The sequence below is a fragment of the Henriciella algicola genome (assembly GCF_003576245.1).
Classification (GTDB): Bacteria; Pseudomonadota; Alphaproteobacteria; order Caulobacterales; family Hyphomonadaceae; genus Henriciella; species Henriciella algicola.
This window is the reverse complement of sequence record NZ_QWGA01000003.1, coordinates 1,503,442-1,516,299: the sequence shown is the minus strand read 5'-3', so window position 1 is coordinate 1,516,299 and position 12,858 is coordinate 1,503,442. Positions and strand designations below refer to the sequence as shown.

11 protein-coding genes are annotated in these 12,858 nt (G+C 62.0%); 8 read left to right on the top strand and 3 right to left on the bottom strand.

What is annotated here, in order from left to right:
* The first annotated feature begins 23 nt into the window (after positions 1-23).
* The 4 genes from D1222_RS08010 to D1222_RS07995 all read left to right on the top strand — a co-directional run bounded on the left by D1222_RS08010 (position 24) and on the right by D1222_RS07995 (position 5,340).
* The gene (locus tag D1222_RS08010; RefSeq protein WP_119453642.1) at positions 24-1,487 is read left to right on the top strand and encodes an aldehyde dehydrogenase family protein; all 1,464 of its coding nucleotides are present in this window, start codon (positions 24-26) and stop codon (positions 1,485-1,487) included.
* 4 nt (positions 1,488-1,491) lie between these two features.
* Entirely contained in the window at positions 1,492-2,259 is a 768-nt protein-coding gene (locus tag D1222_RS08005) for an acylneuraminate cytidylyltransferase family protein (protein WP_119453641.1), read from the top strand.
* Between the two features lie 25 nt (positions 2,260-2,284).
* Positions 2,285-4,198 carry a transketolase C-terminal domain-containing protein gene (locus D1222_RS08000; protein WP_119453640.1) on the top strand — a complete coding sequence of 638 codons (1,914 nt, stop codon included), beginning with the start codon at positions 2,285-2,287 and terminating at the stop codon, positions 4,196-4,198.
* A gap of 101 nt (positions 4,199-4,299) precedes the next feature.
* Positions 4,300-5,340: a glycosyltransferase family 2 protein gene (locus tag D1222_RS07995; RefSeq protein WP_119453639.1), complete on the top strand. Its 1,041-nt coding sequence runs from the start codon at positions 4,300-4,302 to the stop codon at positions 5,338-5,340.
* A 160-nt stretch (positions 5,341-5,500) separates the two neighbouring features.
* Here D1222_RS07995 and cysN read toward each other — a convergent pair whose 3' ends face one another.
* Both cysN and cysD read right to left on the bottom strand, forming a co-directional pair.
* Positions 5,501-7,405, bottom strand: coding sequence for a sulfate adenylyltransferase subunit CysN (gene cysN / locus D1222_RS07990; RefSeq protein WP_119453638.1), 1,905 nt, complete (start codon positions 7,403-7,405; stop codon positions 5,501-5,503).
* The gene (cysD, locus tag D1222_RS07985; protein ID WP_182481903.1) at positions 7,405-8,307 is read right to left on the bottom strand and encodes a sulfate adenylyltransferase subunit CysD; all 903 of its coding nucleotides are present in this window, start codon (positions 8,305-8,307) and stop codon (positions 7,405-7,407) included. Before cysD ends, cysN begins: the two co-directional genes overlap by 1 nt.
* Before the next feature lie 187 nt (positions 8,308-8,494).
* On the opposite strand from cysD, the gene D1222_RS07980 reads away from it, so the two are divergent.
* The 4 genes from D1222_RS07980 to cysQ all read left to right on the top strand — a co-directional run bounded on the left by D1222_RS07980 (position 8,495) and on the right by cysQ (position 11,811).
* Complete coding sequence (locus tag D1222_RS07980; protein WP_119453637.1) at positions 8,495-9,310, top strand: 3-deoxy-manno-octulosonate cytidylyltransferase family protein; 816 nt, start codon at positions 8,495-8,497, stop codon at positions 9,308-9,310.
* Positions 9,310-9,933, top strand: coding sequence for a histidine phosphatase family protein (locus tag D1222_RS07975; RefSeq protein WP_119453636.1), 624 nt, complete (start codon positions 9,310-9,312; stop codon positions 9,931-9,933). Before D1222_RS07980 ends, D1222_RS07975 begins: the two co-directional genes overlap by 1 nt.
* 79 nt (positions 9,934-10,012) lie before the next feature.
* Positions 10,013-10,975 (top strand): Gfo/Idh/MocA family oxidoreductase, encoded by a 963-nt coding sequence (locus D1222_RS07970; RefSeq protein ID WP_182481902.1) that lies wholly within the window; start codon positions 10,013-10,015, stop codon positions 10,973-10,975.
* Positions 10,976-11,013: 38 nt separating this feature from the next.
* Positions 11,014-11,811 (top strand): 3'(2'),5'-bisphosphate nucleotidase CysQ, encoded by a 798-nt coding sequence (gene cysQ / locus D1222_RS07965; protein WP_119453634.1) that lies wholly within the window; start codon positions 11,014-11,016, stop codon positions 11,809-11,811.
* Between the two features lies 1 nt (position 11,812).
* On the opposite strand, the gene galE is transcribed toward cysQ, so the two are convergent.
* Positions 11,813-12,808, bottom strand: a complete 996-nt coding sequence (gene galE, locus D1222_RS07960) for a UDP-glucose 4-epimerase GalE (protein ID WP_119453633.1) — start codon at positions 12,806-12,808, stop codon at positions 11,813-11,815.
* Positions 12,809-12,858: the final 50 nt, after the last annotated feature.

Sequence of the window (12,858 nt, the reverse complement as noted above, 5' to 3'; positions counted from 1 at the left end):
AAAGACGATCACAGGAGCTGTCATTGCTGGACACATTCGATCCGCAGAACGTGAAATCCCTGATCAATGGAGAGGCCGTTTCCAGTCAGACCACGTCTGACATCCTCAGCCCCCATAGCGGCAAGGCGATTGCCAAGCTGCACCATGGCGGCGCCGACGAGGTCGAGAAGGCCATCGCCGCTGCCAAGGCTGCGCAAAAGGCCTGGGCCGATACGCCTGCCGTCCAGCGCGGACAGATCCTGCACGCTGCCTGCAACCTCATCGAAGCGCGCGCCGAAGAACTTTCAAAGATCGTCGCCGAAGAAGCCGGCAAGCCGCTCTCTGCTGCCATGGGTGAGACGACCGGCTCCGTCATGTGCGGCCGCTTCTATGCCGGCGAAGGCCAGCGCCTTTTCGGGCGCACCATGCCATCCGGCGCGCCGAACAAGTCCTGCATGACGGTTCGCCAGCCTTGCGGTGTCGCGGCCCTGATCGCCGCCGCCAATACCCCGGCCCCGAACTTTGCCTGGAAGGTTTTCCCGGCCCTCATCTGCGGCAACGCCGTTGTGCTAAAGCCCGCAGAAGACACACCGCTTTCGGCTGACTGGATGGCCCGGGCCCTGATCGAAGCTGGCGTGCCCGCAGGCGTGATGAACGTCGTTCAGGGCCTTGGCCAGGAAGTCGGCCCGCCGCTGACCGCTCACAAGGATGTCGACGTCATCTCCTTCACCGGCTCGACCCGCGTTGGCCGTGAGATTGCTGGCAAGGCGGGCGCCGACCTCAAAAAGGTCTCGCTGGAGCTTGGTGGCAAAAACGCTTTCATCGTCTGCGATGATGCTGACATCGAAAAGGCCGTCCACTGGGCTTCGCTCTCTGCCTTCTCCAATGCGGGCCAGCGCTGCGCGTCGGGCAGCCGCTTCATCGTGATGGACGCCGTCTATGACAAGTTCGTCGACGCCTTCGTCGCCAAGGCGAACTCCCTCAAGGCCGGTGTCGGCGACGATTGTGAGCTTGGCCCTGTCATCAATGAGCGCCAGCTGAATAACATGCTGAGCGCTATCGAGCGCGCCAAAGGCGAAGGCGCCAAGGTGCTATGCGGCGGCGAGCGTATTGGCGGAGACCTCGCAGGCGGCTTCTACCTTCAGGCCACGCTGATCGAAGGCTCTCCGGCAGACTCTCACCTTTCAACGACAGAGCTCTTCGGCCCGGTCGGCGCGATCTACAAGGTCAGCAGTTTCGAAGAGGCCGTCGCGCTCGCCAATGACAGCCCATATGGCCTCACTGGCACGATCCACACGACCAGCTGGGACCGCGCCTGGACGTTCACGAAAGAGCTCAGCACGGGCGTCGCTGTCGTCAATGCGGGCACGTTCGGTTCAGAGCCGCACATGCCGTTCGGCGGCCTCCGCGCCTCTGGCAATGGCACGCGCGAGCCGGGCACCGAAGCGCTGGATGTCTACACAGAGCTGAAAGACATCTACCTCATCACCGAACCGGGACGGCTCTAGGCTCATGGCAACGGCGTCTTCCCCCAGCTGTATCGCGCTCATCCCGGCCCGCTCTGGCTCCAAGCGCGTGCCGCACAAGAATATCGCGCCGCTGATGGGCCACCCGCTGATCGCCTATACGATCGCAGCGGCCAAACAGTCCGGCATTTTCGGACGCGTCATCGTCTCAACTGACTCGCATGACTATGCGAAGGTCGCCCGCCACTATGGCGCGGAGACGCCTTTCATGCGCCCGCCGGAGTTCTCTGGCGACAAGTCGCCGGACATTGACTGGATCCAGCATGCGTTGCGCTGGTTTGCCGACAAGGGAGAGGCCTATGACGCTTTCGCCCTGCTGCGCCCAACGAGCCCGTGCCGCCTGCCCTCCACCATCCAGCGCGCCTGGGACCAGTTCACCCGTCAGGAAGGCGTCGACAGCCTCCGCGCGGTCGAGCCTTGCGCCCAGCACCCCGGCAAGATGTGGGTCGTGCGCGGTGAGCGGATGCATCCGCTCATGCCGATGCAGCCGGAAGAGATCACGCCTTACCACTCGACCCAGTATCCCGGCCTGCCGCGCGTCTACGCCCAGAATGCGAGCCTTGAGATCGCCTGGTCACGCGTCGCACTGGAAGCGGGCACGATCGCTGGCGAAGTGCTGACCCCATTCCTGACGTCCGGCTCTGAAGGCCTTGATGTGAACTCCCCGCGCGACTGGCGCCTCCTCGAAATGATGGTCGAGGATGGCGAAGCCGAGCTGCCGAAAATCGACCAACCCGCCTGGCAAGGCGACTGAACCGAAAATCTGAGGATACGACCCCATGGGTGACCTGATTACCGAAGCCGTCTCCGGCACACTCTACTATCTCGACAAGCCCGCCTTTGCCCGCGTGCAGGAATGCAACGCCTCTGCAGAGCAGCGCACCAGCCTGTTCGCAGACATGGCGCGCCTCAACACGCTCTACATGATCGCAAATGCAGGCTCCGGCCATATCGGCTCGAGCTTCTCAAGCATGGATGTGGTCGCCTGGCTCTATCTCAATGAGATGAAGGGCGAGGACCTCTATTTCTCCTCCAAGGGCCATGACGCGCCGGGTCTCTATGCCGTGCTCACCGCGCTCGACGTCCTGCCTTTCGACAAGATCCACAAGCTGCGCAAGATCGACGGCCTCCCGGGCCACCCGGATGTCGGCGTTGCAGGCATGGTCACCAATACCGGCTCGCTCGGCATGGGTATCTCCAAGGCCAAGGGCATGGCATTCGCCAACCGGATGCTGGACAAGCCTGCGCGCATCTATGTTATGACGGGCGACGGCGAGCTTCAGGAAGGCCAGATCTGGGAATCGCTGATCTCGGCGGCCAATCACGGCGTTGCCGAAGTCACGGTCATTGTCGACCACAACAAGATCCAGTCGGACTATTCGGTTGAGCGCACCTCCAGCCTCGGCGACCTCGAAGCGAAATTCGAGTCATTCGGCTGGCACACGCAGAGCATTGACGGCCACGACATTGACGCCATGCGCGACGCCCTCAACGCGGCCCGTCAGGACGAAAAGCGCCCGAGCGTGATCATCGCAAACACGATCAAGGGCAAGGGCGTCAGCTTCATGGAAGGCGTTTCGGTCGACAGCGATGTCGAGCGCTTCCAGTTCCATTCGGGTGCCCCGCAGGCCGAAGACTATACCCGCGGCGCGCAGGAGCTCATCTCCCGCATCCTCGACGGCCACAAGGCCGCTGGCCTGCCAGAGCCTGAGTTCGAGACGGTCGAGCGCCCGGCAGCCCCGCAAGGTGGCAACCCGGTCAAGCTCTTCCCGTCCTACACGGCCGCGCTGCTCGATCAGGCAAAGCGCAATGACAAGATCGTCGCGCTGGACGCAGACCTCGTCCTCGACATGGGTCTTGAGCCGTTCCGCGACACCCATCCTGACCGCTTCGTCGAATGCGGCATCGCTGAGATGGACATGGTCAGCCAGGCAGGCGGCATGGCGCTGAAGGGCCTGCTACCGGTCGTCCACTCCTTCTCCTGCTTCCTGTCGACCCGCCCGAACGAGCAGATTTACAACAACGCCACAGAACATACGAAGATCGTCTATGTCGGCGGTCTTTCCGGCGCACTGCCAGGCGGCCCGGGCCACTCGCACCAGTCTGTGCGTGAGATTTCCACCCTCGGCTCCATTCCGAAAATGGCGATGGTCGAACCGGCCCACCCGGACGAGGTCGCTCCGCTCCTCGACTGGTGCCTCAACACCCATGATGGCCCGTCCTTCCTGCGCCTTGTCTCCATCCCTTATGAGACGGCCTATGAAGCAGATGGCAGCTGGACCCCGGCTGCCGGTCAGGGCCGCGTTGCACGCAAGGGTGATGGCAGCGCTGTCCTCATCGCGTCCGGCCTCGTCGGCACGGCTCAGGCTCTCAAGGCCGCAGACCGCCTCTCTGGTGAAGGCGTCGATGCCACTGTCATCTCCCTGCCCTTCCTCAACATCATCGATGGCGGGTGGCTGGCGAAGACAACCGGCGGCGCAAAGCTCATCGCGACCATCGACAACCACTATCGCCGCTATGGTCAGGGCGACGCGGTTGCGACTGCGCTTGCCGAAGCGGGTGCGCTGTCGGGCCGCAAGTTCGTCCGCCTCGGCCTCGACCTCACCCCGCCATCGGGCACCAATGATCAGGTGCTGAAGGCGGTTGGCCTCGATGAGGAAACCATTGCAGCGGCAGTAAAAGCCGCCCTCTAGGTATCTCAGATGACGTCTAGCCGGGCTCCACAGGTGAGACCGGCTGGACGTCCGGCTTCCCGCAAACCATGATCTGGCTTGCCTGACTGGAGTAGCAGACCTTGGTTGCCGCATCGCCTTTCCGCGCCAGCGTCATCATCGTGAACTATAATGGCGGCGACCTCATCCAGTCCGCCATCGATCACCTGAAAGCCCAGACGCTGAAGCCGCTCGAAGTGCTGGTGGTAGACAATGCCTCGACAGATGGCTCTGCTGACCGGCTCGACCTCTCTGGCCTCGATGGCGCCCGCCTCATGCGCATGGATGACAATCTCGGCTTTGCAGGCGGCAACAATGTCGCCGCGAAGGTGGCGACCGGCGACTGGCTCATCTTGCTCAATCCCGATACAGAACCGCATGCCGACTGGATCGAGACGCTGGCCGATGCCGCGCAGCGCTATCCGGACGTGACCCAGTTTGCGAGCGCCCAGTTCGATGCTGAAGACCCGAACCGCCTCGACGGGACGGGCGATTGCTATTCAGTCTTTGGCTTTCCATGGCGCGGCGGGTTTGGCGCGAAGGCGAGCGACCTGCCAGAAGAAGGCGAGTGCTTCTCGCCCTGCGGCGCGACCGCGATGATCCGCAAGGACATCTTCCTCGGCGCCGACGGCTTTGATGATAGCTTCTTCTGCTATTGCGAGGATGTCGATCTTGGCTATCGCCTCCGCCTTGCGGGCGAGCGGTGCATCTTTGTGCCGCGCGCAATCGTGCGCCATCATGGCAGCGCCATTACGGGTCTTCGCAGTGATTTCACTGTCCGCCAGGGCACGCGCAACCGGCTGACCACCTATCTGAAGAACACGCCGCTCCTGCTCCTCATCGCGAGCATGCCGGGGCACATCCTGCTGACGCTGTATCTTTACGTCACAGCGTTCGGAAAGCCGCGCGCAAAGTCGATCCGGCGCGGCCTCTCCGAAGCGTTTGGGCGCTTTGGCGACACGATGAAGGCCCGCCGCAAGGTCCAGCGCGAGAAGAAGCTCTCCAGCTGGCAGATTTCCCGCGCCATGCACTGGAGCCCGATAACGCTCAGCCGCCGTCGTCCGCATGTCTGGCGCGCCCGCCGCTATCCAGCGCCGGGCACCAGCCTTTCAGGCGAAAACTAGATCAGCATTAGTGTCGTCACCCCCGATGAACGCAGTTCATCTGGGGGCCCATCACCTGCCTTCTCTCAAGAGGCCTGACAGCTCAGAAGCTGGACGCTCAGATGAGCAAACTCATCGAGCGTGACGCAGGGTTGAGGACAGAACCGCTTATCAGCGCGTTCTAGCCCCCGATCAGACCTGCCTGCTCCAGCCGTGAGATAATAAGCTCCGCAGCCTCTTCCGGGGCCAGCTTGTCGGCGTCGACATGGATCTCAGGGTCGGTTGGCGCTTCATACGGGCTGTCGATACCGGTGAAGTTCTTGATCTCACCGGCGCGTGCCTTCTTGTAGAGGCCCTTCACATCACGGCTCTCGGCGACGTCCAGCGGCACATCGACAAAGACTTCCCAGAACTCACCCTCCTCGACCATCTGGCGCACGATACGCCGCTCGGCCCGGAACGGTGAGATGAACGAGACGAGCACAATCAGGCCCGCGTCCAGCATCAGCTTGGAGACCTCGCCCACGCGGCGGATATTCTCCACCCGGTCGGCATCGGTAAAGCCAAGGTCATTGTTGAGGCCGTGGCGGACATTGTCGCCGTCCAGCGTATAGGTGTGCTTGCCCATCGCCGCGAGGCGTTTCTCGACAAGGTTCGCGACTGTCGATTTGCCCGCGCCAGACAGCCCCGTGAACCAGAGCATGACGGGCTTCTGACCCTTCATCGAGGCCCGCAGCTCCTTGCTCACATCCAGCGACTGGCGGTGGATGTTGGAGGCGCGGCGAAGCGCAAAATTGATAAGGCCAAGGCCGACCGTCTCATTCGTCATCCGGTCGATGACGATGAACCCGCCCATGCGGCGGTTGGCCTTGTATGGGTCGAATGCGACCTCGCGGTCCAGCGCGACATTGACAACGCCGATCTCGTTGAGACCGAGTGTCTTGGCCGCTTCATGCGCGCGCGTATTCACATCGATGCGGTGGCGCTGTTCAGTCACCTGCATCTGGCATTCGCGCGCACCAACCTTCATCACATAGGACCGGCCGGGCAGCATCGGGCTGTCCGACATCCAGATCATGGTCGTCTGAAACTGGTCTGAGACCTCTGCGGGCGACTTGTCCGCGCAGATGACATCGCCGCGCGAGATATCGATCTCGTCTTCCAGCGTCAGCGTCACCGATTGGCCTTCAACCGCCTCATCAAGGTCAGCGCCCATGGTGACGACGCGCGCCACCTTGCTTGTCTTGCCGGATGGCAGCGCCCGCACGCCGTCGCCCGGCTTGATCGTGCCGGAGACGACCTGACCGGCAAAGCCGCGGAAGTCGAGGTTCGGGCGGTTCACCCACTGAACCGGCATGCGGAAAGGCTGTTCCTGCGCGTCCGAGGCGATCTCGACCGTATCGAGATATTCCATCAGCGGCGGGCCATCATACCAGGGCGTATTTTCGCTGCCCACGACGACATTGTCGCCAGCGAGCGCAGAAACCGGAATGGCCTGAATGTGCTCGAACCCGAAATCGGCGGCGAACTCGCGGTAGTCCGCTTCGATCTCATCGAAGACGTCCTGATCATAGCCGACAAGGTCCATCTTGTTGATGCAGAGGACGACGTTGCGGATGCCTAGAAGAGACACGATGAAGCTGTGACGGCGTGTCTGCGTCAGCACGCCCTTGCGCGCATCGATCATCACGATGGCAAGGTCCGCCGTCGAGGCGCCTGTTGCCATGTTGCGTGTATACTGCTCGTGGCCCGGCGTGTCGGCGACGATGAACTTGCGCCGGTCAGTCGAGAAGAAGCGATAGGCGACATCGATCGTGATGCCCTGCTCGCGCTCTGCGGCGAGGCCATCGACCAGAAGCGCGAAGTCGATCTCCTCGCCCTGCGTGCCGAACTTCTTGGACTCATTCTTCAGCGAAGCGAGCTGGTCATCGAAGATCATCTTCGATTCATAGAGGAGCCGGCCGATCAGCGTCGACTTGCCGTCATCGACAGAGCCGCAGGTGATGAAGCGCAGGAGCGACTTCTTCAGCTGGCTGTCGAGATATTCCTCGATATTGGCGAAATCAGGGGCTGCGTAACCGTCCATCAGAAATAGCCCTCCTGCTTTTTCATTTCCATGGAGGCGGGGGCATCCTTGTCGATGGCGCGGCCTTCGCGCTCTGACGTGGTGGTACGCAGCATTTCCTCGATGATCTCTGTGATAGAAGAGGCTTCAGACTCGACAGCGCCGGTCAGCGGATAGCAGCCAAGCGTGCGGAAGCGCACCTTCTTCATTTCAGGCTTTTCGCCGGGCTCCAGCGGCAGACGGTCATCATCAACCATCACCATGATGCCATCGCGCTCGACCACAGGGCGCTCATCAGCAAAATAGAGCGGCACGATGTCGATATTCTCCTGGTAGATGTACTGCCAGATATCGAGCTCGGTCCAGTTGGAGATCGGGAAGACGCGAACGCTCTCACCCGGCTTGATGCGCGCATTATAGAGCGACCAGAGCTCCGGGCGCTGGTTCTTCGGGTCCCAGCGATGCTGTGCTGAGCGGAACGAGAAGATGCGCTCCTTGGCGCGGGACTTTTCCTCGTCGCGGCGCGCCCCGCCGATGGCTGCATCGAACTTGTACTTGGTCAGCGCCTGTTTCAGCGCCTGCGTCTTCATGATGTCAGTGTGGACCGCAGACCCATGCGTGAACGGCCCGACGCCCTGCTCGACACCTTCCTCATTGATATGCACCAAAAGGTCGATGTTCGGATCGTCCTTCAGCGCGTCGCGAAACGCGATCATCTCGCGGAACTTCCATGTCGTATCGACATGCAGCAGCGGGAAGGGGATCGGCCCGGGATAGAACGCCTTGCGCGCGAGGTGCAGCAGGACAGAGCTGTCCTTGCCGATGGAATACATCATCACCGGATTCTGCATTGAGGCCGCCACTTCGCGCAGGATGTGGATGCTCTCGGCTTCGAGCCGGTCGAGATGGGTCAGTGTCGTCATGATCAGTCCGGTTTGTGGCCAGGTCGCGGCTAGGTAACAACCACGTCTCAAGCCAACAATACAGGGACGGTCAAGTCAGACACGGCGTTTGCTAAACTTGCACCGTTTCTGGGCACGGTGCCGAGCTTGACGAAACGCCCTCTCACGCGCAGACCGCCCCTAAGGCGTTTGATAGACGGACGAGCCCATGAAGACACTTATCGTCATCCCTGCACGGATCGGATCGACCCGGTTTCCGGCCAAGCCGCTGCACCAGATCGCAGGTCATTCGCTGGTCTCCCGCGTGGCCGATGTCGCCGCGCGCGTCGCGGCGGCCCGCTCAGACACATCCTATGTCATCGCGACCGACGTCAATGCCATAATGGACCATGCCGCAGAGATCGGCGCGCCCGCCGTGATGACGGATCCCGACCTGCCATCCGGCACAGACCGCGCCCTCGCCGCCGCCCGCGCGCAAGGCGAGGCACCAGACTTTATCCTGAACCTTCAGGGCGACGCGCCCTTCACCCCGCCTGCCTATCTGAGCGCGCTGATCGAGGCCGCCGCCACCACAACTGCCGATGTGGTCACACCTGTCGTCCAGCTCGACTGGGCCGCGCTCGATACGATCCGCGACCAGAAGACACGTGAGCCGTTCAGCGGAACGAGCTGCATCAGGCGCAGCGATGGCATGGCGCTCTGGTTTTCCAAGCAGATTATCCCGGCAATCCGTAAGGAAGAGAAGCTGCGTGCCAGTGAGCCACTCTCACCCGTCTTCCGGCATATCGGGCTTTACGGTTTCCGCATGGCCGCGCTGGAACGTTTCGCGAGCCTGCCCGTCGGCCACTATGAAGAACTGGAAGGCCTCGAACAGCTGCGCTTTCTCGAAAACGGCATGAGCATCATGACGGTCGCTGTCGAGCCCGGCGCGAATGCGATGTGGGGCATCGACACGCCAGAGGATGCCCGCTTCGCAGAAGGCCTCATCGCTGAGAGCGGCGACCCGATGGAGGCGCCCCGCTAATGGCCCGCACGCTCTATATAGTTCGCCACGGCAATACGTTCGACAAGGGCGATACCGTCACCCGCGTTGGCGCCCGCACCGATCTTGCCCTCTCCGCCTCCGGAGAGGCGCAGGCCGCCGCCCTCGGCACGCATTTCGCCGAGAAGGGCATTGCGTTTGCCCAGGCCATCGCTGGCCCCTTGAAGCGCACCCGCCAGACCGCTGACGCCATTCTCGCGGCGCAGGCAAACCCGCCAGAGCTGGAGATCGGCAACTTCCTGCGTGAGATTGATTACGGCCCGGATGAGAACCAGCCCGAAGACGCGGTCATCGCCCGCATAGGTCAGGACGCACTCGATGCATGGGAACGTGACGCCGTCCCGCCGCCCGGCTGGCGCTTCGACCCGGCCGCCATTGAAGGCCAGTGGCAAAGCCTGTTCGCCAAGCTCGCCAAATCCGCGGGCGCCGGTCCGGTCCTGATCGTGACCAGCAATGGTATCGCCCGCTTTGCCCTGACCGCCGCCGGGCTGAAGCCTGACAGCAGCCAGCATGAGAATCTCAAACTGAAGACCGGCGCCTATGGCGTCTTCCATCTCGATGACGCCGGCGACCTCTCCCTCAGCGACTGGAATATCCGCCCCTGAGCCGCACACGGAGAGTTGCCGCACGCCTGCGGACTGGTTACCCGAGAAGCCTGTTTCTGCCGGTCCAGAGTCCCCGCTGATGAAAGCGTTGCGTTTTGCAATCCTCGGAAAAAGTCCCCTCGCCGTCGAGCGCCTGAAGGCGGTCGAAGCCAGCGAGAATGCGCGTATCGTTCGCAGCTTTTCTGCCGCGCAGGTCGCCCGCTTTGCAGACGCTGACTGGTCGGGCCTGCTTAACCGCAAACAGGTCGATGCCCTGATCCTTGCCCTTCCGGCAGAGCAGGCAGCCGATGCCGCGAGGCGCGCCCTTCTTGCCGGGATCCATGTCCTCAGTGAACTTCCCGGCGGCCTGACGGTCGAAGACATCATCAATCTGCGCGAAGCCGAGACCAAGAGTAGCGCCATCCTGAAATTTGGCTGCTCGCTGCGCTATCATGGCAGCGTTCGCGCCGCTGAAGACCTTGTGCGCACGCAGCCTTATGGCGAGTTGCTGACCGCCCGCGCCGTTTATGGCCATGCGGGATATCCCGGCCCTGACGCCGAAAAGCACGGCGTCCTGCTGGGTCATGGCATCCATATGCTGGACCTTCTGCACGTCTTTTTCGGCCCGTTCGAAAGCGTGAAAGCCATGTGCCCTGAAGGGCGCGGCGGGAATGCCAACCTCTTCGCAATGCTGAAGTCCGGCGATGGCGCGATCGCGCAGCTTCACGCCTCGGCGACCTCATGGCGCCAGACCTTCCGGATCGAGCTTGGTTATGAGCGCGGCTATGTCTGGCTGGATGGTCACCTTCCCGGCCTTGAAGACTATGGCCCGGAAATGCTGATCCATGCCCAGCTCCTGCAGGATGAGACCGGTCGGACCGTGCCGAACCCGGACGAAACCGTGACCGAATATGAGCGCGTCGAGTTTGCTGAGCAGGAACTTGCCGAATTCATCGAGGCTGTGTTCGGCAAGGCGCCCCTGCGTCACGGCACAAGCCGTCACGCCTTTGACGCAATGAACATCGCCCAGCGCATTTGCGCCGCCACAGAAACGTGGGCATAAGCGCCGCTGACCGACGATCCCGCCCTATAGGAGACGGCATGACGACGATTACAGGCGAACAGCTGGCACGCATCGCACTCGACGCAGGCAAGCTGGTGATGGACATCTATTCCACCGACTTCGATGTCGAGAGAAAGGATGACGCCTCCCCTGTCACCGAAGCCGACGCCAAGGCTGAAATCCTGATCCTCGACGGGCTGAAAGCAGCAGAACCAGACCTCAAGGTCATCGCCGAAGAGTCCGTCTCCGCCGGCAAGATCCCTGAGCATGGCCACCGCTTCGCCCTCGTCGATCCGCTGGACGGCACGCGCGAGTTCATCAACCGCAATGGCCAGTTCACTGTGAACATTGGCATTATCGAGCATGGCAAGCCTGTTATGGGCGTAGTTTACGCTCCGGCACTCAATCGTCTATTCGTTGCCGACGGACCTGACAGCGCCTGGCAGGCGGATGTGAAACCGGGCGCGCCGGTCCCGTCGGAAGACGCGCGCCGCCCGCTGCATATCCGCAAATGCCCGGACGCTGGCGTCACCGCCATCGCGTCCAAGTCACACCGGTCACCAGAAACCGATGCCTTCCTGAAGAAATTCAAGGTCGATGAGATTATCTCGGCGGGCTCATCGCTCAAATTCTGCCTGCTCGGCGCGGGCGAGGCTGACCTCTATCCCCGCATGGGCCGCACCATGGAATGGGACACCGCTGCCGGTCAGGCTGTTGCAGAGGCCGCAGGGGCCGTCGTTCTGACTGAAGACGGCGCACCGCTTCGCTATGGCAAGCGCGAGCGCGGCTACGACAATCCGCATTTCATCGTCTATGGGGACGTGTCGCCGGTCTGAGTTATAGCGCCGCTTTGCGCGCGAGCTCTTTCAGGTGCCACTGATAGGCAGTGGCGATTACGCTATCGACGTCTGACTGGACGGGCTTCCAGCCGAGCACGCGCGCGGCCTTCTCGGCTGAAGCGATAAGCGCAGGCGGGTCGCCGGGACGCCGCGGGCCGATCTCTCTTGGCACAGGCTTTCCCGTAACCCGCTCAACGGCGTGGACGATTTCAAGTACGCTTGTTCCGGTTCCGGTGCCGAGATTGAAAACGTCGGAGGCCCCGCCGCCACCAAGATAGTCCAGCGCTTTCATGTGTGCGTCAGCGAGGTCCATCACGTGGATATAATCGCGGATGCAGGTCCCATCGCGCGTCTCGAAATCATCGCCAAAAATGGTCAGCTTGAACGTGTCGTTCAGCACGCCTTCGATGCAGAGCGGGATAAGGTGCGTTTCAGGCTCATGGCGTTCACCAATTTCGCCATCAGGCGAAGCGCCTGCCGCATTGAAGTAGCGAAGCTTCACCGATCGAATGCCATGGGCAACCTCGTAGTCGTCCAGCACCTTCTCAACGAATAGCTTTGACATGCCGTAAGGATTGATCGGCGCCTGCCTCATATTCTCGGTGATCGGCATTTCCGTTGGCACGCCATAGGTCGCGCAAGTCGATGAAAAGATGATCTTGTCGGTTCCGGCCTTGGCCATCGCCTCCAGCAGCCTGACCGTCCCGAGCGTGTTGTTCTCGTAATAGAGACCCGGCTGATCCACAGACTCGCCGACATAGGCGAAGGCCGCAAAGTGGACGACCGCCTCGGGTTTGAACTTTTCGAAGGCCTCATCCAGCCGGTCGGCATCGAGAAGGTCGCCCTCGAAAAGTTCGCCGAACTGAACGAAATCCCGCCAGCCGCGCGACAGGTTGTCATAGACCACGATGCTCCAGCCAGCCTCGGCGAACGCCTTGCAGCTATGGCTGCCGACATAGCCAGCCCCACCGGTCACGAGCACGGTTTTCGTCATTCGGGCGGCCTTTCACCTGATCGCTAAACTCCAGATAAGGCCTAGCGTCT

What these genes read in the sequence shown, in the direction of transcription:
- D1222_RS07975 (WP_119453636.1), top strand. Translation starts at nt 9,310, where the DNA reads ATGGCCCGCACGCTCTATATAGTTCGCCACGGCAATACGTTCGACAAG.
- D1222_RS08005 (WP_119453641.1), top strand. Translation starts at nt 1,492, where the DNA reads ATGGCAACGGCGTCTTCCCCCAGCTGTATCGCGCTCATCCCGGCCCGC.
- cysQ (WP_119453634.1), top strand. Translation starts at nt 11,014, where the DNA reads ATGACGACGATTACAGGCGAACAGCTGGCACGCATCGCACTCGACGCA.
- cysN (WP_119453638.1), bottom strand. Translation starts at nt 7,405, where the DNA reads ATGGACGGTTACGCAGCCCCTGATTTCGCCAATATCGAGGAATATCTC.
- cysD (WP_182481903.1), bottom strand. Translation starts at nt 8,307, where the DNA reads ATGACGACACTGACCCATCTCGACCGGCTCGAAGCCGAGAGCATCCAC.
- D1222_RS07970 (WP_182481902.1), top strand. Translation starts at nt 10,013, where the DNA reads ATGAAAGCGTTGCGTTTTGCAATCCTCGGAAAAAGTCCCCTCGCCGTC.
- galE (WP_119453633.1), bottom strand. Translation starts at nt 12,808, where the DNA reads ATGACGAAAACCGTGCTCGTGACCGGTGGGGCTGGCTATGTCGGCAGC.
- D1222_RS07980 (WP_119453637.1), top strand. Translation starts at nt 8,495, where the DNA reads ATGAAGACACTTATCGTCATCCCTGCACGGATCGGATCGACCCGGTTT.
- D1222_RS08000 (WP_119453640.1), top strand. Translation starts at nt 2,285, where the DNA reads ATGGGTGACCTGATTACCGAAGCCGTCTCCGGCACACTCTACTATCTC.